Consider the following 22,584-nt stretch of genomic DNA (forward strand, 5'->3'; position numbering starts at 1 on the left):
GGTGCCGCCCGGTGAACACCGCGTGAACGCGGCCCGAACAGGACCCGCCCGCCCCGCGGCCACCCGGCCCGCCTGCAGACCCGCGTCCGGGGCCCCTTCGATCCCGCGACCTCCCGAGGGAGCGGCCCGACTCAGGCCGCGAGGACGGCGTGGGCGCGCCCGAGCCGCTCGAGCCACCACTGCGCCCTGTCCGGTGCGGCCGCGAAGCGCTCCAGCAGGCCCTCGGAGACCTCGACCTCCCGTACCGGGAGCCGGCCGCCCTCGGGCACGAGGGAGTGGCGGGTGACATCGCCCGCCATGAGGGACACCGTGGCGAGCCCGCAGGCGAAGGGCAGGTCGGGCAGGGCTGCGGCGAGGGCCACGCCGGCCCGGATGCCCACGGAGGTGTCCAGCGCCGAGCTGATCACCGCGGGCAGCCCTGCGGCGTCGATGATCCCGAGGGCCCTCCGGACACCGCCGAGGGGTGGCGCCTTGATGACGAGGAGGTCCGCGGCGTCCTCCCGTGCGACGAGCAGCGGGTCCTCCTGCCGCCGCACGCTCTCGTCGGCGGCGACGAGGACCTCCTCGCCGCGGCGCCGCAGCTCGAGCCGGACGGCCCGCAGCCCGGCGATGTCCGCCACGGGCTGCTCCACGTACTGCAGGTTGAAGGGGCCCAGGGCCTCGAGGGCCTCGAGCGCCCCGTCCTGCGTCCAGCCGCCGTTGGCATCGACCTTGATGCCGGCGTCGGGCAGGAGCCTCCGCACCTCCGCGACCCGCGCGACGTCATCCGCCAGTCCCTGCCCCTTCTCGGCGACCTTGACCTTGACCGCGTCCACGGCCCCGAAACGTGCCAGCACATCCTCCACCTCGCGCGGCCCGACGGCGGGGACCGTCGCGTTGACGGGGACGGACGTGCGGACCGGGTCCGGGAACCCCTGCCACGCCGCCTCCACCGCGCACGCGAGCCAGGGCGCTGACTCGGCGTCGTCGTACTCCAGGAAGGGACAGAACTCCCCCCAGCCAGCGGGTCCGCGCAGCAGGAGCGCCTCGCGCACGAGGACGCCGCGGAAGCGGACGCGCATGGGGACCGAGACGACGCGCGCGGATGCGGCGAGTTCCTCGAGGGGAGGCAGGGGCGGGTTCGGGTGCACGACCTCAGGCTACGGGAGGCCGGGAACGGTCAGCGGGGGGTCACGGGATGATGACGGGACGCGCAGGATCGTGTGGAAGCATGGAGGGATATGTCGTCGCAACGAACCTCCACGGGACCGGACCGGGCAGCACGCTCACCGCTGCTGTTCGTGCTGGCGGCCGTGGCCTGTGCGGCGGCCCTCGGCTGGACGTACTGGGCGTTCGTCCGCACCACCACGGGCCAGTTCGCTGACGAGTCCGCGTGGCGCGAGGCGGGGGTGGCGGCACCCGAGAGCCAGGGGCCGTTCCTTCGGTTCCTCGACACGCTGCCCGCCATCTCCGTGGTCCTCGCCGCCGCTGCGATCCTCTTCGTCGCGTTCCGTCGCCGGCGGTACGGCGCGGCGGCGGTCGCCGTCGCCGTCATTTTGGCCTCGAACCTGACCACGCAGCTCCTCAAGAACGTGGTCTTCGACCGGCCGGACCGCGGCGTCGCGACCCTGGCCTTCAATTCATTACCCTCCGGACATACAACCCTCGCGGCATCGGCTGCCGCGGCCGTCTTCATCATCGCGCCGCCGCGCTGGCGACCGGTCACCGCGGCGGCAGGCGGCGCGTACTCGGTTCTCGCGGGGGCGGCGACCTTCATCAACCTGTGGCACCGCCCGGCCGACGTCGTCGCCGCCCTCCTGGTGGTGGGTGCCTGGACGCTCCTGGGAGGCCTGGTGATCCTGCGGACAGGCCATGGCTGGAACAGCTGGGACGGCTTCGGCGGGCACTGGGCGTCGTCCCGTGGCTGGCTGGTGCTGTGCTGGTGCGCAGGGCTCGGCAGCCTGGCCGTGTCCGCGGCACTCTACGCCTCCGTGCAGGTGATCGGCCCGGCGTCCGAGCCCGGGACGGCGACCGTGCCCCTGTTCTTCTGGTGGGGGCTCGGCTGGATCGTCGGGGTCGGTTTCACTCTCTCGGCCGCCGCGGGCTGGCTCTTCGCGGCACAGGCCGGCAGGACCACGGACCGGGCGCAGCTCCCTTAACATCCCGCGGGTCCCTCCGCACGGAATTTTCCCTGCGGCGCCGTGCCGTTGAAGCATCGGCGAGACGGTGCAACGCTGACCGGACAAGCGACGGAAAGAGGCGACCGATGAAAGCCATGGTGTACCGCGGGCCCTACAAGATCCGGGTCGAGGACAAGCCGATGCCGAAGATCGAGCACCCGAACGACGCCATCATCAAGGTGACGACCGCGGCGATCTGCGGCTCAGACCTGCACCTCTACCACGGGCTCATGCCGGACACGCGGATCGGCCACACGTTCGGCCACGAGTTCATCGGCGTGGTCGAGGAGGTAGGGCCGTCGGTGCAGAACCTGAAGCGTGGCGACCGCGTGATGGTCCCCTTCAACATCTACTGCGGCTCCTGCTACTTCTGCGCGCGTGGTCTCTACTCCAACTGCCACAACGTGAATCCGAACGCGACGGCGGTGGGCGGCATCTACGGCTACTCGCACACCACCGGTGGGTACGACGGCGGGCAGGCGGAGTTCGTACGCGTGCCGTTCGCCGACGTCGGGCCCACGATCATCCCGGACTGGATGGACAGCGAGGACGCCGTGCTGCTCACGGACGCCCTGGCCACCGGGTACTTCGGTGCGCAGCTCGGCAGCATCGCCGAGGGTGACACGGTGATCGTGTTCGGCGCCGGCCCCGTGGGCCTCTACGCTGCGAAGTCCTCCTGGCTCATGGGGGCCGGCCGCGTGATCGTCATCGACCATCTCGAGTACCGGCTCGAGAAGGCACGCGCCTTCGCCCACGCCGAGACCTTCAACTTCGCGGAGTACGACGACATCATCGTCGAGATGAAGAAGACCACCGACTTCCTCGGCGCCGACGTGGTGATCGACGCCGTCGGCGCCGAGGCGGACGGCAACTTCATCCAGCAGGTCACGGGCACCAAGCTCAAGCTCCAGGGCGGCTCGCCCATCGCCCTGAACTGGGCCATCGACTCCGCGCGCAAGGGAGGGACGGTGTCCGTCGTCGGCGCCTACGGTCCCATCTTCAGTGCAGTCAAGTTCGGTGACGCCCTCAACAAGGGACTCACGCTGCGCATGAACCAGACACCGGTGAAGCGGCAGTGGCCCCGCCTCTTCGAGCACATCCAGAACGGCTACCTGAAGCCCAACGACATCGTGACGCACCGGATCCCGCTCGAGGACATCGCCGAGGGGTACCACATGTTCTCGGCGAAGCTCGACAACTGCATCAAGACGCTCATCATCGCGAACCCCAGCTAGGAGACCACCATGGCAGCATCCGGGCCTTCGACGCCCTACGTCGCGAACAAACCCAAGGACATCCCCACCGCCGAGGCGTTGCGCGCACGGATCCCCGGGTGGGGCGTGGACCTCGACCGGAAGGATCGTCCGTCCTACCCCCGCGAGGTCTACGACCCCGAGGGCACCGGCGCCCACTGGGACTACCCCGACGAGCAGCCGGACAGCGAGGGCCGGGAGCGGTCCATCGAGCACGGTCAGCTCACGCCCGTCTTCGGGACGAGCGTTCCGCTCCACGGCGTCTCGGGCAGCATCCGGCGCTATGCCTACCGCTACAGCGAGGGCCGCGCGGCACACTGGCTGCTGCTGCTGCTCGGCGACCGCGTGGAAGCCTGGGGCGCTCATGCGAGCTCCTTCGTGACGCTCCGCCCCGACAACCCGATCACCGAGACGGGCGTCCTGTCCGAGGGCCGGAGGCACGGCATCGCATCGCGCCTCGGCAAGAAGCGGGTGGACGTCAACCACCAGTGGATCGACCCGATCGTCGTGGCGGGGCCCTGGGTGGCGGCGTCCGCGGGAGCCGTGCTGGCGGTGCGTGCCATCACCCGTCGCGGGCGGCGCTGAGGAGGGTTCGCCCGGGTCAGCGCGTCCTCGCCGGTTCCGCGGAACCCGGGGCGGCCCGTGGGATCCAGTACCAGAGCACGCCGGCGCCGAGGAACCCGAGAACCGCCGTGGACCAGATGCCTGCCGAGAGGGTGGCGAGGGCCGTCACGAGGGCGAGCAGGGCCGGCCCGCCCATGGTGCCGAAGTCGGTGAGCAGGCGCCAGATGCCGAGGAACTGCGGGCGTCCGGGTGAGGGCGACAGGTCCGCGCCGAGCGTCATGACGATGCCCGAGCCGATCCCGTTGCCGAAGCCGATGAGCAGCGCGACCAGGAGCAGTCCTACGGCGTCGTCGGTGAGGGGCAGCAGTGTGAGGGCCGTCCCCATGATGAGCATGCACGGCACGGCGATCCAGCGGCGGCCCTTCACGTCCATGACCTTGCCCGAGGGGTAGAAGATCAGCATGTCGATGGCGCCGGACAGCCCGTAGATCACCGCGGTGGCCGAGGCGTCGAGCCCGATGTCCTCCGCCCAGAGGGGCAGGACGGCCTGGCGGGTGGCACGGACGGCCGCGATGAGCAGCACCCCGATCCCCACGGTCACGAAGATCCGGACATGGCTGCGCATGACCGAACGCACCGTCGGCGCGAGGACGGCCTCCAGCGCGGTTTCGCCGGGCCTCGAGGAGGCGCCCCGGGCCGGCACGTCGAGTTCGGGGACCCGCCAGCTGAGGGCGGCAGCGACGAGGCTCGCGACGCCTCCCACCCAGTACGCGCCGTCGAGCCCCAGGCCGCTCATGGCCAGCGCCGCGGCGAAGGGGCCGGCGAAGACGCCGATCCGCGTGACCCCGCCGAGCGTGGAGAGCGCCCGTGCGCGGAAGTGCGGGGGCACGGCCTCGGTCAGGTAGCTCTGGCGCGCGAGTCCGAAGACGGCGCCCGCCATCCCCACCATGAAGACGGCTGCGGCGAAGACCGGCAGGGTGGGGGCTGCGAGCGCCATGAACATCGCCGCCGCACACCAGAGCGCCGCCCCCACGAGCGCCTTCCGCTCCCCGAAGCGCGTGGCGATCAGGGTGGCGGGGACGTTCGTGACGAGGGAGCCGATACCGGACAGCGTGATGACCAGTGCCGCGGTGGCCACGTCGGCGCCGAGGTCACGGGCGGTGAGCGCTATGACGGGCAGGATGGCCCCGGTGGCCACTCCGTAGAGCAGCGACGGACCGTACGCTCCCACCGCGATCGCGCGCAGATCGAAGGTTTCCTTGGGCACCGTTCCAGCCTAGTCCGAGGAACGGAGCGCGGAGAGGCCGCTCTGGACAGCGCCCGGCAGGTGCAATACCTTTCTTCGTACCGTGCTTTCGTCTCGGCTCTCCTCGGGCCTCCTCGTACCTCCCCCGTACGAACCTCCCTTCCCGCCGATCCGGCGCGCGACACCTACGCGGGAGTACCGCATGGCTACACCCACCTCAGGCTTCACCGGCAGGCGGCAGAACCGGGACACGGACCTCCCGCCGGGCCAGTACCTCACCGGCAGCTTCCCCGTGATGTCCGCGGGCCCCACGCCCCGGGTCTCCCTTGCGGACTGGACCTTCCGGATCGCCGCGGGCCCCGGCCAGACCCACCTGTGGAACTGGCCGCAGCTGCAGGCCCTGCCGCAGGAGGACATCACCACGGACATCCACTGCGTGACGCACTGGTCGAAGGTCGGTACCACCTGGCGCGGCGTCTCCCTCGACACCCTGTTCGAGGACGTCGGGTCCGACGCCGAGTACTCCATGGTGCACTCCTACGGCGGCTACACCACCAACGTCCCGCTCGCCGATCTCCTCGACGGCAGGGCCTGGATCGTCCACGAGTTCGACGGCGAGGCCCTCCCTCCCGCGCACGGCGGCCCGGCCCGGCTGCTGGTGCCTCACCTGTACTTCTGGAAGAGCGCGAAGTGGGTCAGCGGGATCCACCTCATGGACCAGGACTCGCCGGGCTTCTGGGAGACCAACGGATACAACATGTACGGTGACCCCTGGCGTGAGGAACGCTACTGGTGAGGCGCTCATGGCAGACCGCCGAGGTCAGTTCCACGCGCCCCGAGACCGCCCGTGCACGGACGCTGAGACTGCGTCTCCCCGACGTCGTCACCGGTGCCCCCGGTCAGCACGTGGACCTGCGGCTCACGGCCGAGGACGGCTACCAGGCCGTGCGCTCGTACTCCGTCGCGGCGTGGGTGCCGCCGCGCGAGCTGGAACTCACGGTCGAGGAGCTCGACGACGGCGAGGTGTCGCCCTTCCTGGTCGGCGTCCTGTCCGTGGGCGATCAGCTGGAGGTCCGCGGTCCGGTGGGCGGGTGGTTCACCTGGACTCCGGACCGGGCGGGTCCGCTGCAGCTGATCGCCGGAGGCTCGGGGGTGGTTCCCCTGATGGCGATGCTCCGGTCCCATTCCGAGGCACGTTCGGCGGTGCCGGTCCGCCTGCTGTATTCGGTGCGCAGTCCCGATGCCGTGTTCTACCGGGGCGAGCTCGCCGTGATCGGCCAGGAGAACACCCAGGTCATGATCGACATCGCGTACTCCCGTGAGGCGCCCGACGGCCGGCCGGCCGGTCGGCTCACGCACGAGGCCGTGACGGCGTCCTGCTTCCCGCCCTCCGACGCGCCGTCGGTCTACATCTGCGGCTCGACGGGCTTCGTCGAGACCGTCGCTGCGTGGCTCGTGGAGGACGGGCACGACGTCGGGCGGATCCGCACCGAACGCTACGGAGGATAGGAAGGGACAGCCATGGACGACACCCGGCACCACCCCCTCGACCAGGAACACCTCGACGGCAACGCCCTCGCCGGGGCCCTCGAGCAGTTCGTCTCCGATCTCACCAGTGCGGAGTGCACGTGCGCGGGATGCGGCTCCTCGGCTCCCCTGGCCGCGGCCCTGCTCTACGCGAAGGCACCGGGAATGGTCCTGCGCTGTCCCACCTGCACCGGGGTGCTCCTCTGCCTCACCGATCAGGGCGGGCGGCAGGTCCTCACCGTCGACGGCGTCCGCCATCTCGTCATCGGCAAGCCCTGACGGTCTACTCCCCGCCGCCGTCCCCCGCGCCGTCTAAGCCGGACAGGTCCGTTTGCGGACCACCGGCGGCCACGCAGGTGGTGGTCTGGCCCGAGTCCCCGGCCCGCAGGATGGCGGGGTTCTCGTAGCCGGGCAGGGCGTCGTCGGGTCGGCTCCACGCCACCGCCTCGCCCGGGTCCGGTGCGCGTCCGTCGTCAACGGGCGGCACACGGACGGCGGTATCCGCGCCGGGCGGCTCGTCCGCGACCACGGACACCCGCAGGGGCACGGCCGCCCCGACGCCGTCGCTCATCGCCATGGGATCCTCCTCACCGGGGACACCCGTGTGTCCCGTGTTCCGATCGTCCCTGCTCCGACGTTCCTGTCAAGAGGGGTGCGGACCGCTGCATGGAGAAGGCCCGTTCCGCCGGGGCCGGTCGGGTCTAGCCGGCGAGGAGTCCGATCGCGAGGCCGAGTCCGGCCGCCACCGTGGCCGCCACCGCGGTCCCCGCACCCGCAAGGAGCGCCGCCCCGGGGTGACCGGTGCGGAGCAGGCGTACCGTCTCGCTGCTCGCCGTGCTGAACGTGGTGTAGCCGCCCAGGAAGCCCGTCCCGCCGATCAGCGTCCATGCGGGCGGAAGGGCCGTGGCCAGGACGAGCCCCGTCAGCAGCCCGAGCAGCAGCGATCCGCTGATGTTCACCGTCATGGTGCCGATCGGGACCACGCCGCGCAGCGACGAGCGCAGGACGCCGTCGAGCACGAAGCGCGCCACCGCCCCGAGCCCGCCGGCGATACCGATCATCAGCACGACACCGACGCTCACGGTTGTGCTCCCGACGGCGTGCCCCGCCCGCTCCGCGGCCGACGGCGGAGGCGGGTCGCGAGGGCGACGCCCGCCGCCGTCGCCACGAGCCCGATCAGCACGGACACGGCGAGGTAGGCCACGCCCTCGGCCGCACGGCCGGAGCCGGCCAGGAGCGCGGAGTCGACGGCGAGCGCGCTGTAGGTGGTGAATCCGCCGAGGAAGCCCGTGCCGAGCAGCAGGCGCAGCGCACGACGGCGCCCCGCATCGGGACCGCCGAGCGCCAGTGCCTCGAGCAGGAAGCCCAGGGCGAGGGCACCGGCGATGTTGATGAGGAGGATCCCGAGGGGAAGTCCCGCCGGTACCGGAAGGGCCTCGGCGAGGCCGAAGCGGGCGAGCGTCCCGGCCATGCCGCCGCAGAACACGAGCAGGAGGTAGGCGGGCCGGAGATGCGGCGGCGTGCTGTCGGGTGACGGACGCGGCCGTTCCCCCGGCTCAGGCGACATGCTGCGCGAGGAGGTCCAGGGTGCGGTTCCACGCGTCCTCGGCCGCGGCGGGCGGGTATGCGACGCGGTCGGTGTCGTCGAAGAAGGCACGCCCGGCACCGCGGTACTTCTCGGCTGTGACGTCGACGCCCGCCGCCGGCACTACCGTCATGAGCGCTTCGTCGTCCTTCCCGTAAAAGGTGAGGACGGGCGCCTCGATGCGGGCGAGGTCGACGGAGGGGCTCATCCGCCTAGGCTGGCACGCTTCCTGATGCTGCGCCAACCACCGGCACGATTGGTGGCGATGATCGACCGGAGGATCTCCCGCAGTGCGGCTTCGTCAAGCTGGCCGTTCTCGTACAGTGCGACCGTCCGGCCCGTCGTGTTGGTATGTCCACCGGTGATGATGCCCCGGGGGTCCGGCGCCAGCCCGCCGTCGTACAGGAACACGTTGACGTGGTCCTTCGCGGCGAGCAGCGCGCAGACGTTACCCTCGAGGACGAAGTAGGGCTGGCGGGTGCGCTTGATCGTCTCCTCGACCCCCGGGTCCGCCTCGTGCACGAGGCGTCGGACGGTGCGGCAGATCTCCTGCTGCCACGGGGGCAGGGCTGCGATGTAGTCGTCGATCCGGGGGTCGGGCGCCGCTGGCATGCAGACAGTGTGCCAGCGGCGGGTGCTGGTCGGAAGGGGCACCTGCACCTGGGCTACTGTGTGCGGGTGCACCTGCCCACGCCGCCCAGCCTGCCCGCCCTGCCCGGCGGTGTCGGTATGCGCCTGCTCGAGGCCGCGGATCCCCCCGCCCTCGCCCGCGCGTACCGGGACGACCGCGAGCAGTCGGCGCCCTGGGAACCGGCCCGCGACGACGCGTTCTTCACGCCCGAGGGCCAGGCCGCGGTGGTCGCACGGCGGCTCGAGGCACGGGCCGCGGGTACCGACGTCCCGTGGGTCATCGTCGTGGAGGACCGCATCATCGGCACCATCACCCTGACCGGTATCGTCAGGGGGCCCCTCCTCAGCGGCCATGTCGGTTACTGGGTGGACTCCCGGTTCCGAGGCCGAGGCATCTGCTCGGCGGCGCTCGCGTCGGTGCTGCAGCATGCCCGGGAAGAGCTCGGGCTGCACCGCGTCCAGGCCTCGGTGATGCCCCGAAACGCACCCTCGCGGGCGGTCCTGCATCGCGCCGGCTTCACGCTGATCGGTCTGGCGCCGTCGTACCTGCGCATCGCCGGCGCCTGGGAGGACCACCTGCTGTACCAGCGCATCCTGCACTGACCGCACCGGGTGCACCGACCGCGTGCGCCGGGAACCGACACGGCCACGGCCGGAGGGAGGCGCACCGCGCCTCGGGGAGTACTATCGGTGCCACCACCATCAGTCAACGACGACGGACGTGTGATGACCCGGTTCCTTGTCCCACTCGGCATGCTCAGCATCTCCCTCGGCCTCCTGGCCCTGTTCGCCGGCGCCCGCGGCTACCCGCTGCTCCTGGTCGCCGCAGGCGGCATCGTCCTCGGGGTGTCGTGCTTCCACCGCGGCGGCGGATCCGCCGCCCTCCGGCCCTTGGAGGATCCCGCGACGGTCGAGTTCTCGATGCCTCCCGTTGGCTCCTGCCCGCCCGAGCGGCTGCGCGACGCCCGCGAACTCGCCGCGCGCGTGGTGGAGTCCTCCGGGACCATCGGGGCGCACGGGCGGCAGCGCCGGTGACGGACGTCCCCTCAGTCCGGAGAGCCCGGTGAGGTGCGTCCTCGTTCTCGGTGCCACGGGCTGACGCGGCAGGACGAGCCCGACCTGCTCGCGATGCCGTAGGGACGACGTCCCGCGGCCCGTCGGGCTGCGGCCCCACCAACCACCCGTCCATCCACCCGTCCCTCCGCCCGTGCTGCCGCACGGGCGTGGAACAGGAGCCGGTCCCCTCCCGTTGAACCGTATATCCCCTTCTGGAAGGCCTACCCTGCGCATCGTCCTCACCGGCATCGACGGCTCCGGCAAGAGCACGGCAGCCCGTGATCTCACGCGTACCATCGAGGCCCGGGGCGGCTCCGCGATCCTGCTGAGGAATCCTGCCGGTCGCCGGACGATGGCTGCCTGGTGGGCGGCACTGGGCCGGACGCCCGGACCTCGCGTGCAGGACGCCCTGGAGACCGTGACGCGCGTGGTCAATGTGCTCGTGAACGAGGTGCGGCTCCGCGGCTTCGACGGCGTCGTCGTCCTCGATCGCGGGCTCGAGTGCCAGCTCGCACTGCGGGAGGCGCGCGGCCTTCCGCGCGGCGTCGTCGTGCCCTGGCTGCAGCGCGTGCTGCCCGCTGCCGACGTCGTCGCGCACTTCGAACTCCCGGTCGACGTCGCGCTGGAACGGATACGCCGGCGCGCCACGGACGACGAGAGCCCTGCCGTACTCGCGTCCCTGGCCGCAGGCTACCGGCGCCTGCCCGCATACGGGTCCTTCACGCTGGTCGATGCCTCGGCGGACCGCGAAGCGGTCATGCGCTTCCTGCTGGGCCTGGTTCCGGACGGCGCCGCGGGACCAGGCCCAGCAGGAAGGGCCCCGGCGGCTACAGCGCGGTGATGGTCCAGCCGGTCCGGTGCGTCCCGCCCGGTTCGAGGACCACGAGGTCCTCGCCCGTGGTGAAGGCTCCGGGCGGGCAGGTCATGGGTTCGACGGCGAGGCCCAGGCGCGTGCTCTCGGGCTTCAGCGGGAGGTCGGCGGTGTGGATCTGCACCCACGGGCAGCTCTCGTCCCACACCACGGCGCTCCCGGTCCCGTGTGCGGGATCGGTGACCCGGACGGTGGTCCGGCCGGAGTCGTCCCGCGTGAGGTCGGTGAAGGCGTGGTCGATCTGGACGTCGGCGAGCGGATGCGCCGTGCGGAAGTCGAAGGGCGTCCCGGCCACAGGCTCCTTCGCCACGGGCAGCAGGCGGTCGGGCGTGACGGTCAGGACCGTGGCGGCGGGGAGTTCGAGCACCCATTCGTCCAGCGGCGACGGCCCTGCCACGAGGTACGGGTGGGGGCAGACACCGTAGGGGGCCCGCCGGTCCCCGGTGTTGACCGCCGTGACGTCCGTGCGGAAGCCCTCGGCGCCGACGCTGAACCGCGCCTCGAGGGAGACCTCGAAGGGATAGGCGTCCGTCGGCGCTATGACGCACGTGAGCGTCACCGCGGAGGCGGTGTGGTCCACGAGGGTCCAGGGGACGTCGAACACGAGCCCGTGGAGCGCCGTCGCGCGTTCGGGTTCGTTGATCGGCAGTTCGTAGGAGGAGCCGTCGAACGAGTAGCGGCCGTCGGCGATCCGGTTGGGCCATGGGGCCACGAAGGCGCCCCGGAAGTTGGGCATCTCCTCGTCGGCTCCGAAGCCGACGACCAGGGGCCGGCCCTCGTAGGTGACTTCCCGGACGGCGGCACCGAGACCGAGGACGACGGCCGTGTAGCCGCCGCCCTCGATCCTGTAGTCGGGAGAGGTCATACGAGGCTCAGGGCCGTCCATGACACAGGGGGCAGCGTGACGGTGACGGCGCCGCCGTCGAGCGTCGCCGAGGTGTTGGGCTTCATGGTCACGCGCTCCGGCTCCTCGAGGGTGTTCTTCGCATACACGTCCGTATCGTACAGGGACTGTGCATCCACCGAACTGAAACCGCTGAGCGCCTCGATGTCGATGGTCACGGTGATCTCCTCGGTCTGCGAGCGGTTGACGAGGAATACGGCTGCGGCGCCGGTGGCGTCGTCGTGCGTGGCCACGGCATCGACGAGCGACACCTCGCCGTACTCGCCGGTCTCGTAGGTGCCGGCGTCGAGCTTGAGTTCGAGCACCGAACCCTGCGCCAGCCTGGAGGTGATGGCGAAGGGGAAGAACGTGGTCTGGCGCCACGCCGGTCCGCCCGGCTCCGTCATGATGGGGGCGATCACGTTGACGAGCTGCGCGAGCGACGCCGAGGTGACACGGTCGGCGTGCTTGAGCAGCGAGATCATGAGGTTGCCGAACACGACGGCGTCCGCCACGGAGTAGCAGTCCTCGAGCAGGCGCGGTGCCACGGGCCAGTTGTCGAGCCCCTGGATCTTGTCGACGTTCTCGAAGCGGCTGATGTACCAGACGTTCCATTCGTCGAAGGAAATGTTGATGGTCTTCGAGCTGCCCCGGACGGCCTTCACGTGGTCGGCGGTGGCGACCACGGACTCGATGAAGTGGTCCATGTCGACGGCGGACGCGAGGAACGAGCCGAGGTCGCCGTTCTTCTCCTCGTAGTAGGCGTGGCAGGAGATGTAGTCGACATCGTCGTAGGTGTGTGAGAGGACCACGCGCTCCCACTCCCCGAAGGTCGGCATGTGGGCGCTGGAGGAACCGCAGGCCACGAGCTCGATCGACGGGTCCAGCTGGCGCATGGCCTTCGCCGTGCGGGACGCGATCTTGCCGTAGTCGTCCGCGGAGCGGTGCCCGAGCTGCCAGGGTCCGTCCATCTCGTTGCCGAGGCACCAGATCTTCACGGCGAACGGATCGGGCCGCCCGTTGGCCATGCGCTGCTCCGACAGCGCCGTGCCCTTGGGCAGGTTCGAGTACTCCAGGAGCTCGAGTGCCTCGGAGGTGCCGCGGGTGCCGAGGTTCACGGCGAGCATGAGCTCGCTGTCCACCTTCTGCAGCCAGGAGGCGAACTCGTGCAGGCCCACCTGGTTGGTCTCCGTGGAGTGCCAGGCAAGGTCCAGCCGTGTGGGGCGCTCCTCGCGCGGGCCCACGCTGTCCTCCCAGCGGAAGCCCGAGACGAAGTTGCCGCCGGGGTAGCGGATGGTGGAGACGCCCATCTCCTTCACGAGCTCGATGACGTCCTGGCGGAAGCCCTCGTCGTCGGCGGTCGCGTGGCCGGGCTCGTAGATGCCGTCGTACACGTGGCGGCCGAGGTGCTCGACGAAGCCGCCGAAGACGTTGCGGTTGATCGGGCCTACGGTGAAGGAGGGGTCGAGGGTGAGGCGTGCGTTCTGCATCAAACTACTTTCTCTGCGTGGTGACATGGCTCGGGGACGGAGTGTGCGCTATTTGAGCGAGCCCAGCGACAGACCGCCCTGCCAGTACTTCTGGAGGGAGAGGAACGCGATGATCAGCGGGATGATCGAGATGAAGGCTCCCGTGGTGATGAGGTTCCACAGGGCCTCGCCACCGCTGCCGGCGTTCGAGAGTGCCTGCCAGCCGTTGAGGCCCACGGTGACCGGGAGCAGCAGCGGATCGCTGAGGACCGCCAGCGGCAGGAAGAAGTTGTTCCAGGTCCCGACGACGGAGAGGAGCAGCACCGTGACGATGGCCGGGCGCAGCAGCGGCAGGGCGATCTGGAAGAAGGTGCGGATCTCGCCCGCGCCGTCGATCCGGGCGGCATCGAGCAGCTCGTCCGGCACCGCCTCCTGGGCGAACACCCTCATGAGGTACACGCCGAAGGGGCTGAGGAGCGAGGGCAGGATGACGGCCCAGATGGTGTTGACCAGGCCCACCGAGCTGAGCAGGACGAAGGTGGGGATGACCAGGGCCGTCAGCGGGACCATGACCGCGCCGAGCAGGATGCCGAAGAAGGCGGTCCGGCCGCGGAAGTTGTACTTCGCGAATCCGTACCCGGCGAGGACGGCGAGGATGGTCGCACCCACTCCGCCGGAGATCGCGTACAGGAACGAGTTCCCGAGCCAGCGCCAGTAGATCCCGTCCTGGCGTTCGAACAGTCCCTGCACGTTGCTGAAGAAGTGGAACTCGTTGTCGAACCAGAGCGGTCCGCCGGAGCCACCGAAGAGTCCGGCGGTGTCCTTCGTGCTCGCGACGGTCAGCCACCAGATGGGGGTGACGAAGTAGATGACGAGGATGAGCAGGAAGATGTGGGACCCGATGCGCGGGCCTCCGTTGCGGGCGCGGTTGCGTGCGCCGGAACCGCGGACCTTCCGGCCACTGTCGCGCTGCTTCGGGGTGTCTGTGACGAGTGCCATGGCTTATTTCAGTCCGCTCTGCTTGCGGGTCAGGAAGAGGAAGAAGAACGAGAACACGAAGACCACGATGCCGAGCGCGAAGGAGATCGCTGAGGCGTAGTTGAACTGGCTGTAGGAGAACGCCAGGGAGAAGGCGTACATGTTGGGCGTGTACGACGTCGGTATGGCGCCCTGGGCGACGGCCCTCAGCACCTGTGGTTCTGTGAAGAACTGCAGTGTCCCGATCAGGGCGAAGATCACCACCATGACGAGCGAGGACGAGATCATGGGGATCTTGATGCGCGTCGCGATCTGCCGGTCGGAAGCGCCGTCGAGGACGGCCGCCTCGTAGATGCCCGGGTCGATGCCCCTGAGCGCTGCGTAGATGATGATCATGTAGTAGCCGGCCCACTGCCAGGTCACGATGTTCACGAGGCTGCCGAAGATGTTGCTCTGCGCCAGGAACTCCGGCGCGGCCAGGCCGAAGATCGCGAAGATGTCACTCGCCGGGCCGAAGCGGGGACTGTAGAGGAACCCCCACATGAGCGCTCCGATGACCACCGGTACGGCGTACGGGATGAAGATCATCAGGCGCGAGAACTTGGAAGCCCAGGTGGCGAGGTTGTCGAGGACCAGGGCCGCGACCAGAGCCACGATCATCTGCGCCGGGATCATGATGAGTGCGAACTTCGCGACGGTCCCGAGCCCCTGGAGGAAGATCGGGTCCGTGAACGCCTTGACGTAGTTGTCGGCACCCACGAACTTGTTCCCGGTGGCCAGCGTGCTCGTGAAGAGGCTCATCCTGAAGGCGTAGACCAGGGGCAGGATGAGGAAGGTCAGGAAGATGAGGGCGAAGGGCGCCACGAACAGCCAGCCCCAACGCTGCCTGCGCCGGTAGCTTCTGTCCGGTCGGTGCTTGACCTGCTGGGATGCCTCGGCGCTGTGTGACGACGTCGGCGCGGTGGTCGTGGCCATGGTGTCTTTCCTCGAGCTGTGGGACGGATGTGCGGTGGACGGGGTCCACGGGACCGGTCCGGGTGGGCGCCCGCGCTGTGGCGGACGCCCTACCCCGGACGGCTACTTGATGGTGAAGCCCTGCTCGGTCGCGTACTGCTCGAGCGATGCCTGGAGGTCGTCGAGCGCCTGGCTCGCGTCCTTCTCACCCTGGACCATCGCGTAGATCTGGACGGTCAGCTGGTCGTAGGCGTAGTTCTGGAAGGGGCTGAAAGTAGCGCCCTCGTAGCCGGCGGCCGCCTCGAGGAACACGTCCTTGTTGATCTGCTGTCCGCCGAAGAACTCGTACTCCTTGTCGGCGAACTCGGGCGAGTCCAGAACCGGCGCATAGGACGGGAAGAGTGCTCCCTTGTCGACGCCGAGGTTCATGCCTTCCTCGTTACCGAAGATGCCCATCGCGACCTTCGCGGCGAGTTCCTTGTCCTTCGCCTGTTCCGTCACGGCGAACGTGGAACCGCCCCAGTTCACCTGGACCGGGTTGGCGGCGTCCCACTGCGGGAGCGGAGCCGCACGCCAGACGGCATCCGGATCGGCGTCGGACAGACCCTGCAGGTAACCGGGGCCCCAGGCGGCGGCGAGGTAGACCGCATAGGAGCCGTCGACGAGCTTGGTATTGTAGTCCGCGGTGAAGGCGTCATCCGTCGCGACGAGTCCGTCCTTCACGAGGCCGTCCCAGTACTCCAGGACCTTCTTGGCGCCCTCGTCGTTGACCTTGATGCCGATCTCCTGCGGGTTCGCGGAGTCGTATTCGAAGGGAACGGAGCCTGCCTGCGCGAACAGGGCCTGATTGAAGGCGCGTCCGTTGGTCGGGAAGTCGGCGATCACCGCGCCGTTGCCCGATGCCTTCAGCTTCTCGGCTGCGGCCTGGAACTCCTCCCACGTGGTGGGTACGGCGATACCCGCGGCGTCGAAGATGTCCTGGCGGTAGAGCATGCCCATGGGTCCGCCGTCGACGGGGATCGCGTACACGGCGTCGCCGCTGGAGGCGTCCTCCCATGCACCCTCGGCGTAGTCGGCCTTGACGTCGTTCGCGCCGAACTCCGTCAGGTCCACGAGCGCGTCACGGATCGTGAAGCTGGAGAGCACCTCGGACTCGAGCTGGATGACGTCGGGAGCGCCCGAACCGGACTCGATGGACGTCGAGAACTTGGTGTACTCGTCATTGCCCTGGCCGGCGTTCGTCCAGCAGATCTGGACGTCGTCGTTGGCATTGTTGAACTGGTCGACGACCTCGTTGAATGCGGGGTACCAGGCCCACACGGTCACCTGGGGTGCCTCGGCGTTGACGATGGTGTTGGTGCAGGAGGCGGCCTCCGAGCCGCTTCCCCCGCCACTTCCGTTTCCTCCGGAGCAGCCGGTCAGTGCTACGGCAGTGGCGGCGACGATGCCTGCCGATGCCAGGAACTTGGCTTTCATATCTCTTGCTTCCTCTCGCGGTGATCTTCCACCGTGGTCCGCCCCGAGGGCGGCCGGTCCGGGTGCTGCAGGGAGGAGGATCACCGGGGCGCAACGTCGTGCGCCCGCTCGAATCTTCCTTGATCCGGGCCCGTCCTCCTGCAGGGCCGTCTCGCCGGGCGAGAGGTTCCGCAAGTGCCGGTTCCGTCATTTACATCGTTGTAGGTAAACGTTGTAGAAGAAGCATGCCGAGTGACCCATGACACTGTCAAGCGGTCGTGGCGAAAATTGCGCCGCCGATGGGAACGTCACCCGGGCAGGGCCGAGGACTCACGCTCGATGACCTCGAAGCGGGCCTCGAGTTCGCGCGGGGGGAGGTCCGCGTCGCGTCCGGAGATCCGCTCCTGCAGCACCCGGACGGCGGTATCGGCGATCTCGTCGCGGCCCGGATCGATGGTGGAGAGCGTGGGCAGGGAGTACCTGCCCTCGTCGAGGTCGTCGAAGCCGATGACGGCGACGTCGTCGGGGATACGCCGTCCGGCCTCCTGCAGCACGCGCATGGCGCCGAGCGCCAGGGTGTCGTTCATGCCGAACATGGCGTCGAACTCCACGCCCGTCTCGAGCAGCTCCCGCATGGAGGTGGCACCGTTGGAGCGGTGCCAGAACGTCGTGTAGGCCACGAGGTCGGGGTCGAACGGGATGCCCGCCTCCTCGAGCGCCTGCTGATAGCCGCGGAGCCGGAGCCCGGCCGAGCCGATGACCTCCCCGCGGTGTCCGCCGACGACGGCGATGCGGCGCCGGCCCTTCGACAGCAGGTGGGCGGTGGCGGCACGTGCGGACTCCACATTGCTCATCGTCACGTGGTCCGTGGGCCCGCCGAAGATGCGTTCGCCGAGCAGCACGAGCGGGAAGTTCACCCTGAGGTGGTGTGCGTCCTCGTTGGACATGCCGAGCGGACTGAACAGCAGGCCGTCCGTCATCTGGAGCCGGGGGCTCGAGAGGATCTCGAGCTCGTGGTCGCGATCCCCCCCTGTCTGCTCGATCAGGACCTTGAGCCCCCGCCGCTCCGCGGCCTTGATGATCGAGTCGGCCAGTTCCGCGAAGTAGCTCAGCGAGAGCTCGGGGACGGCGAGGCCGATCACGCCGGTGCGGCCCGAGCGCAGGCTGCGCGCGGAGAGGTTGGGGCTGTAGCCGAGTTCGGAGATGGCGTCCATGACGCGCTGCTTCGTCTCCGCGCGGATGTGCTCGTAGTCGTTGATGACGTTCGAGACGGTCTTGATGGAGACGCCGGCCACCAGTGCGACGTCCTTCAGTGTGGCCGCCATGCCGCTCCCTCGGGTCCTGCCGTGCTGTCCTGCACCTCACGGGTGAGGTGAGTCTACAACGTTGTAGGATGGGCGGGCATCTGCCGGCAGTGTTGCCGCAGCCTCCGATTCCGCCATCCGGCACCGGCCAGACAGGGACCACCATGATCGAGGAACAGGTAAGGGACACGCTCAACTGGGCGGGTAACTACGAGTACCGAGCCAGCGCGATCGAGCACCCCACCTCGCTCGCCGACCTCCAGCGGGCGGTGTCAGGATCCACGCGCGTTCGCGCGCTCGGCTCGCGCCACTCCTTCAACGATATCGCCGACACCCCCGGGACGCTCGTGTCACTCGACGTCCTCGATCCCGCGGTCGGGATCGACGAGGCGGCGCTCACCGTCACGGTCGGTGCGGGCGTCCGGTACGGCGTCCTGGCAGGGCACCTGCAGCGCCGTGGATTCGCGCTGCACAACCTGGCGTCGCTCCCCCACATCTCGATCGGCGGAGCCGTCGCGACCGCCACCCACGGCTCGGGGAACGCGAACGGCAATCTCGCCACCGCCGTCGTCGGGCTGGAGATCGTCACCGCCTCCGGCGACGTCCTGGCCGTGGCCGAGGGCGACGACGGCTTCGACGGCATGGTGGTGGGTCTCGGCGCGCTGGGGGTCGTCCACCGCGTGACGCTGCGCATCGAACCGACCTTCGAGGTACGCCAGCACGTCTTCCTGGACGTCCCGTGGGACGCGGTGCTGGCGGACTACGACGCCGCGACCTCCTCCGCCTACAGCGTCAGCCTGTTCACCGACTGGTCCGGCGACACCATCGGCCAGGCCTGGCTGAAGAGCCGTGTCGACAGCGACTCGCGCGCTCCGTCCTCGTTCTACGGCGGGAAGGCGGCGGACCGTGCGTACCACCCGGTACCCGGCGTGGCGGCCGACCACTGCACGCAGCAGCTCGGCGTGCCCGGACCGTGGTCGGACCGGCTCGCACACTTCAGGCTCGCTTTCACTCCCAGCAACGGCGAGGAGCTGCAGAGCGAGTACCTCGTGGGCCGGGAGCATGCCGTCGCCGCGATCCAGGCCATGCGGTCCCTCGCGCCGCGGATCTCGCCCCTGCTGCAGGTGTCCGAGGTGCGCTCCATGGCGGCCGACGGGCTGTGGCTCAGCAACAACTACGGCCGGGACGGGATCGGGCTCCACTTCACGTGGAAGCCGCTGCAGCCGGAGGTCGAAGCACTCCTGCCCGAGCTCGAGGCCGCCCTCGCGCCGTTCGCCGCCCGGCCGCACTGGGGCAAGCTGTTCGCGGCGGACGCCGCGCAGCTGGCACCGCTGTACCCGCGGTTCGAGGACTTCCGAACCCTCGCCCGCCGCCTCGATCCCGAGGGGAAGTTCCGCAACGACTTCCTCGACCGCACGGTGTTCGGGACGAGCGCCTGAGGACGACCGCCTGACCGGCTCCGCAGGGTGCCGTGGCACGCGGCGCCTCCGGCGGCGCGTGCTAGTGCTTGCGCGTCAGCCAGCTCCAGTGCGCGAGGGTGCGCAGGCGGGTGAGCAGTACCCGCGACTGCTCGGGGCCGTACGGCAGGAGCGGGATGGCCTTGGTCATGTCCACCGACGCCTCGTCCATCGCGAGCCTCGTCACCCGGATGGCGCTGCGCATCTTGTTCATCTGCGTGACCACCTCCTCGACGGTCATGGGCTCGCCGTGACCGGGCACGAAGACGTCGTAGAGGTCCTCCAGGGCCGCCATCTTGCCGAGGGTGCGCACCCAGTCCGTGGGGAACGAGTCCTCGAAGGCCGGATCGGCGCCCTCCTCCACGAGGTCCCCGGTGAACAGGACGCTGCCCGCTCCGACCAGGAGGTCGTGGTCGGTGTGGCCGCGCCCGAGGTGGAACAGCGTGACGGACAGGTCACCGAGGTCGAGGTCCACGGGTTTGCCCTCCACCAGCCGGTTGGCGCGGAGGATCGCGGCGTGCGCGCCGTCGCCGGCGGCCATGGCGGGTTCGACGGCGGTGACCAGTGCCCGCTGCTCCTCGCCGTTCTCGGCCTGCACCTCGCTGCACCGCGACGTCGCCCAGAACTCCTCGACACCCTGGGCGGCGAAGTAGCTGTTGCCGAAGAAGTGGTCGGCATGGGCATGCGTGGTGACGACGATGAGCGGAAGCCCGGTCACGTCCCGCACATGGGAGTAGATCTCGGCTGCACTCACGGGCCCGGCTCCGGTGTCCACGACGAGGGCCCGCTCCGTACCGACCACCAGACCGACGTTCAGCCGGAACCCGGCGGTGGGCAGCATATGGATGCCCGGCGCGAGTTCACGCCAGGGGCTGCGGGTCTCGGCACGGGGGACGTCGGTGGTCATGGATTCCTCTCGCGGACTGCAGGGGTTCCAGTCTAGGTCGGCGCGGAGGGGGCCGGGTGGGACGCGGCATGCGCCCGCGAGCCGGGAGGCGAAGGCGTGTATCGGAGCGGGTCAGGCGACGACGGCGTCCGGCCGGCGCCCCGGGCGCTAGGGCACGCGGAACAGCGGCAATGCGATGTTGACCAGCGGTCCGATGAGGAGCGCGAACGCCACGGTGCCGAGGCCCACGGACCCGCCCAGCAGCCAGCCGAGCAGCAGCACGGTTCCCTCGATGGCCGTGCGGACGAGCCAGACCGGCAGGCCGAACCGCGCGTGGACGCCGGTCATGAGACCGTCGCGCGGACCCGGGCCGAGGCGGGCCCCGATGTAGAGGCCGCTCGCAACGGCCAGCAGCACGAGCCCGCCCGTGAACAGCAGGATCCGCGCCCACAGCTGCGGAGGCTCGCTCAGGAGCGCGAGCCCCACCTCGGCGCTCGGACCCACGAGCAGGACGTTGAGGACGGTCCCGATCCCCGGCCGCTGCCGCAGCGGGATCCACAGGAGCAGCACGATCACCCCGATGATGTTGGTCATGAACCCGAACGGGATACCGCTCTGCAGCGATCCGCCCTGCGCGAGGACGTCCCACGGGGACACCCCGAGGGTGGCGCGGATCATCATCGCGAGCGAGAAGCCGTAGAGGAACAGGCCGAGGAGGAGCTGCAGGCCGCGCCGGGCACCGAGGAACGTCATTCCTCCAGTAGAGCCGTGGATTGGCCTTACTTCAAGGTGCCAATTGTGGCATGGTGGCCTCATGCTGGTCCTTCCCGCCCGTCGTCTCGCCGTCGAACTGGGTACCTGGCGCACCGCGGGGCCCGCCTATGCCGCCCTCGCCGACCGCATCCGGCTCCTCACCCTCGACGGCCGCGTCCCCCTGGGCACCCGCCTCCCGGCCGAGCGGGAACTCGCGACGCAGCTCGCCGTCAGCAGGACCACGGTGGCCGCGGCCTACGCCCGCCTGAGGGCTGCCGGCTACCTCGAGAGCACGCGTGGCTCCGGCAGCGTGATCGCCATGCCGGGACGTGGCGCGCCGGAGCACGACGACGGCGGCGCCGGCGTCGTGCTCGACTTCAGCAAGGCGGCCCTCCCGGCCGCTCCGCAGGTCGGAGAGGCGGCTGCGAGGGCGGCCGCCGAACTGCCCGCGTACCTCAACGGCAACGGCTACGACCCCCTCGGGCTCCCCCGGCTGCGCCAGGCCCTCGCGGACCGGTACGCGGGACGCGGGGTCCCGACGGCGCCGGACCAGGTCATGGTGACCCTCGGAGCGCAGCACGCCATCTCGCTCGTGGCGCGCATGGTCCTGCCCCGCACCGGCACCGCGCTGGTCGAGGCACCGAGCTACCCGCACGCGTACGGGGCCCTCCGCTCGGCCGGGCGCCGCCTGGTCCCCGTGTCCGTCGACACCGCGCAGGGCTGGGACGACGACGGCCTCGAGCAGGCGTTCCGGCGCGGACACCCGGCGCTGGCCTACCTGATGCCCGACTTCCACAACCCCACCGGTGCCGTCATGCCCGTGCAGCAGCGCGAGCGCCTGATGGCGGCTGCGGGCCGTGAGGGCACGGTGGTCGTCGCCGACGAGACGATGGCCGAACTGAGGATCGACGGTGACGCCGATCTCCCGTTGGCCGCCTTCGGGCCCGCCGTACTGATCGGGTCCATGGGCAAGACCGTGTGGGGCGGACTGCGCATCGGCTGGATCCGGGCGGACGAGGACATGATCCGCCGGCTCGTGCAGTCCAGGTACGCGCACGACCTCGGGACGCCCATCCTCGAGCAGCTCATCGCGCTCGAGATGCTGGGTACCTACGACGAGCTACTGCGGTTCCGCGCCAGGCAGCTCGCCGAGGGCCGCAGGGACCTCGCCGCACTGCTCCGGGAGGCCCTGCCGGGCTGGGAGGTGCCACACGTCCGGGGCGGGCTCTGCACGTGGGTCGACCTCGGTGCGCCGGTCAGCTCGCAGCTGGCCCTGGCCGCCCGCGACCGCGGCCTGCTGCTGGGCGCAGGGCCCCGCTTCGGCCCGGGCGGGGTCTTCGAGCGGTTCCTGCGGGTGCCGTTCAGCTACCCGTTGGAGGACACGCGGCGGGCCGTGGGCATCCTCGCCTCCGCGTGGCTGTCCCTCGAGGGGATGGCGCCTGTGCGCGACGACTTCGCGCCGGCACTCGTGTGACCGGGCCGTGGACATCCTCGCCCCCGCGTGGCTGTCCCTCGAGGGGACGGCGCCTGTGCGCGACGGCCTCGCGCGTGCAC

Annotated in this window: 26 protein-coding genes; 11 read left to right on the top strand and 15 right to left on the bottom strand. The window is 70.2% G+C overall.

What is annotated here, in order from left to right; translation table 11 throughout:
- Positions 1-131 precede the first annotated feature (131 nt).
- On the bottom strand, positions 132-1,130 hold the full coding sequence (locus tag ACX80N_RS01670) for an o-succinylbenzoate synthase (protein ID WP_459338035.1): 999 nt from the start codon (positions 1,128-1,130) through the stop codon (positions 132-134).
- Positions 1,131-1,220: 90 nt separating this feature from the next.
- Between ACX80N_RS01670 and ACX80N_RS01675 the strand changes: the two genes are divergently transcribed.
- The 3 genes from ACX80N_RS01675 to ACX80N_RS01685 all read left to right on the top strand — a co-directional run bounded on the left by ACX80N_RS01675 (position 1,221) and on the right by ACX80N_RS01685 (position 3,997).
- Positions 1,221-2,138, top strand: a complete 918-nt coding sequence (locus ACX80N_RS01675) for a phosphatase PAP2 family protein (RefSeq protein ID WP_459338036.1) — start codon at positions 1,221-1,223, stop codon at positions 2,136-2,138.
- Between the two features lie 107 nt (positions 2,139-2,245).
- Positions 2,246-3,394 (top strand): zinc-dependent alcohol dehydrogenase, encoded by a 1,149-nt coding sequence (locus ACX80N_RS01680; protein WP_459338037.1) that lies wholly within the window; start codon positions 2,246-2,248, stop codon positions 3,392-3,394.
- Positions 3,395-3,403: 9 nt separating this feature from the next.
- The gene (locus tag ACX80N_RS01685) at positions 3,404-3,997 is read left to right on the top strand and encodes a hypothetical protein (protein WP_459338038.1); all 594 of its coding nucleotides are present in this window, start codon (positions 3,404-3,406) and stop codon (positions 3,995-3,997) included.
- A 16-nt stretch (positions 3,998-4,013) separates the two neighbouring features.
- Here ACX80N_RS01685 and ACX80N_RS01690 read toward each other — a convergent pair whose 3' ends face one another.
- Positions 4,014-5,243: an MFS transporter gene (locus ACX80N_RS01690; protein WP_459338039.1), complete on the bottom strand. Its 1,230-nt coding sequence runs from the start codon at positions 5,241-5,243 to the stop codon at positions 4,014-4,016.
- Between the two features lie 181 nt (positions 5,244-5,424).
- Between ACX80N_RS01690 and ACX80N_RS01695 the strand changes: the two genes are divergently transcribed.
- The 3 genes from ACX80N_RS01695 to ACX80N_RS01705 are packed head-to-tail and all read left to right on the top strand — an operon-like array spanning position 5,425 to position 7,028.
- Positions 5,425-6,018 carry a sulfite oxidase-like oxidoreductase gene (locus tag ACX80N_RS01695; RefSeq protein WP_459338040.1) on the top strand — a complete coding sequence of 198 codons (594 nt, stop codon included), beginning with the start codon at positions 5,425-5,427 and terminating at the stop codon, positions 6,016-6,018.
- Positions 6,015-6,731 (top strand): FAD-binding oxidoreductase, encoded by a 717-nt coding sequence (locus tag ACX80N_RS01700; protein ID WP_459338041.1) that lies wholly within the window; start codon positions 6,015-6,017, stop codon positions 6,729-6,731. Before ACX80N_RS01695 ends, ACX80N_RS01700 begins: the two co-directional genes overlap by 4 nt.
- A gap of 12 nt (positions 6,732-6,743) precedes the next feature.
- Positions 6,744-7,028, top strand: coding sequence for a DUF6510 family protein (locus ACX80N_RS01705; protein WP_105033076.1), 285 nt, complete (start codon positions 6,744-6,746; stop codon positions 7,026-7,028).
- Positions 7,029-7,032: 4 nt separating this feature from the next.
- Here the strand turns inward: ACX80N_RS01705 and ACX80N_RS01710 are convergent, their stop codons facing one another.
- The 5 genes from ACX80N_RS01710 to ACX80N_RS01730 form a co-directional block, all read right to left on the bottom strand.
- The gene (locus ACX80N_RS01710; RefSeq protein WP_459338042.1) at positions 7,033-7,326 is read right to left on the bottom strand and encodes a hypothetical protein; all 294 of its coding nucleotides are present in this window, start codon (positions 7,324-7,326) and stop codon (positions 7,033-7,035) included.
- 124 nt (positions 7,327-7,450) lie between these two features.
- The gene (crcB, locus tag ACX80N_RS01715; RefSeq protein ID WP_105033078.1) at positions 7,451-7,831 is read right to left on the bottom strand and encodes a fluoride efflux transporter CrcB; all 381 of its coding nucleotides are present in this window, start codon (positions 7,829-7,831) and stop codon (positions 7,451-7,453) included.
- Positions 7,828-8,316 (bottom strand): fluoride efflux transporter FluC, encoded by a 489-nt coding sequence (locus tag ACX80N_RS01720; RefSeq protein ID WP_459338043.1) that lies wholly within the window; start codon positions 8,314-8,316, stop codon positions 7,828-7,830. Before ACX80N_RS01720 ends, crcB begins: the two co-directional genes overlap by 4 nt.
- On the bottom strand, positions 8,306-8,542 hold the full coding sequence (locus ACX80N_RS01725; RefSeq protein ID WP_459338044.1) for a dienelactone hydrolase family protein: 237 nt from the start codon (positions 8,540-8,542) through the stop codon (positions 8,306-8,308). The genes ACX80N_RS01720 and ACX80N_RS01725 overlap by 11 nt, the downstream gene beginning before the upstream one ends.
- Complete coding sequence (locus ACX80N_RS01730; protein ID WP_459338045.1) at positions 8,539-8,946, bottom strand: DUF1801 domain-containing protein; 408 nt, start codon at positions 8,944-8,946, stop codon at positions 8,539-8,541. Before ACX80N_RS01730 ends, ACX80N_RS01725 begins: the two co-directional genes overlap by 4 nt.
- A 66-nt stretch (positions 8,947-9,012) precedes the next feature.
- Between ACX80N_RS01730 and ACX80N_RS01735 the strand changes: the two genes are divergently transcribed.
- The 3 genes from ACX80N_RS01735 (at position 9,013) to ACX80N_RS01745 (ending at position 10,861) form a co-directional block, all read left to right on the top strand.
- Positions 9,013-9,567: a GNAT family N-acetyltransferase gene (locus tag ACX80N_RS01735; protein ID WP_459338046.1), complete on the top strand. Its 555-nt coding sequence runs from the start codon at positions 9,013-9,015 to the stop codon at positions 9,565-9,567.
- A gap of 123 nt (positions 9,568-9,690) precedes the next feature.
- Positions 9,691-9,999, top strand: coding sequence for a hypothetical protein (locus ACX80N_RS01740; RefSeq protein ID WP_459338047.1), 309 nt, complete (start codon positions 9,691-9,693; stop codon positions 9,997-9,999).
- A 214-nt stretch (positions 10,000-10,213) separates the two neighbouring features.
- Complete coding sequence (locus ACX80N_RS01745; RefSeq protein ID WP_459338048.1) at positions 10,214-10,861, top strand: AAA family ATPase; 648 nt, start codon at positions 10,214-10,216, stop codon at positions 10,859-10,861.
- On the opposite strand, the gene ACX80N_RS01750 is transcribed toward ACX80N_RS01745, so the two are convergent.
- The 6 genes from ACX80N_RS01750 to ACX80N_RS01775 all read right to left on the bottom strand — a co-directional run bounded on the left by ACX80N_RS01750 (position 10,848) and on the right by ACX80N_RS01775 (position 17,955).
- Positions 10,848-11,756, bottom strand: coding sequence for an aldose 1-epimerase family protein (locus ACX80N_RS01750; protein ID WP_459338049.1), 909 nt, complete (start codon positions 11,754-11,756; stop codon positions 10,848-10,850). The two genes, ACX80N_RS01745 and ACX80N_RS01750, sit on opposite strands and share 14 nt — an antisense overlap.
- A complete protein-coding gene (gene arfA, locus ACX80N_RS01755) occupies positions 11,753-13,264 on the bottom strand; it encodes an arabinosylfuranosidase ArfA (RefSeq protein ID WP_459338050.1) in 1,512 nt (503 codons plus the stop codon). Before arfA ends, ACX80N_RS01750 begins: the two co-directional genes overlap by 4 nt.
- 48 nt (positions 13,265-13,312) lie before the next feature.
- Positions 13,313-14,242: a carbohydrate ABC transporter permease gene (locus ACX80N_RS01760; RefSeq protein WP_105033086.1), complete on the bottom strand. Its 930-nt coding sequence runs from the start codon at positions 14,240-14,242 to the stop codon at positions 13,313-13,315.
- 3 nt (positions 14,243-14,245) lie between these two features.
- Positions 14,246-15,196: a carbohydrate ABC transporter permease gene (locus ACX80N_RS01765; protein ID WP_105033087.1), complete on the bottom strand. Its 951-nt coding sequence runs from the start codon at positions 15,194-15,196 to the stop codon at positions 14,246-14,248.
- A 102-nt stretch (positions 15,197-15,298) separates the two neighbouring features.
- Entirely contained in the window at positions 15,299-16,651 is a 1,353-nt protein-coding gene (locus ACX80N_RS01770; RefSeq protein ID WP_105033088.1) for an ABC transporter substrate-binding protein, read from the bottom strand.
- Between the two features lie 287 nt (positions 16,652-16,938).
- The gene (locus ACX80N_RS01775; protein WP_459338051.1) at positions 16,939-17,955 is read right to left on the bottom strand and encodes a LacI family DNA-binding transcriptional regulator; all 1,017 of its coding nucleotides are present in this window, start codon (positions 17,953-17,955) and stop codon (positions 16,939-16,941) included.
- A 143-nt stretch (positions 17,956-18,098) separates the two neighbouring features.
- On the opposite strand from ACX80N_RS01775, the gene ACX80N_RS01780 reads away from it, so the two are divergent.
- The gene (locus tag ACX80N_RS01780; RefSeq protein WP_459338052.1) at positions 18,099-19,373 is read left to right on the top strand and encodes an FAD-binding protein; all 1,275 of its coding nucleotides are present in this window, start codon (positions 18,099-18,101) and stop codon (positions 19,371-19,373) included.
- Positions 19,374-19,434: 61 nt separating this feature from the next.
- On the opposite strand, the gene ACX80N_RS01785 is transcribed toward ACX80N_RS01780, so the two are convergent.
- Positions 19,435-20,298 (bottom strand): MBL fold metallo-hydrolase, encoded by an 864-nt coding sequence (locus ACX80N_RS01785; protein ID WP_459338053.1) that lies wholly within the window; start codon positions 20,296-20,298, stop codon positions 19,435-19,437.
- A gap of 147 nt (positions 20,299-20,445) precedes the next feature.
- Positions 20,446-21,030 carry a membrane protein YczE gene (gene yczE / locus ACX80N_RS01790; protein WP_459338054.1) on the bottom strand — a complete coding sequence of 195 codons (585 nt, stop codon included), beginning with the start codon at positions 21,028-21,030 and terminating at the stop codon, positions 20,446-20,448.
- 61 nt (positions 21,031-21,091) lie between these two features.
- Between yczE and yczR the strand changes: the two genes are divergently transcribed.
- Entirely contained in the window at positions 21,092-22,504 is a 1,413-nt protein-coding gene (gene yczR / locus ACX80N_RS01795) for a MocR-like transcription factor YczR (protein WP_459338055.1), read from the top strand.
- Positions 22,505-22,584: the final 80 nt, after the last annotated feature.

The sequence above is a fragment of the Arthrobacter sp. MDT2-16 genome (assembly GCF_054510925.1).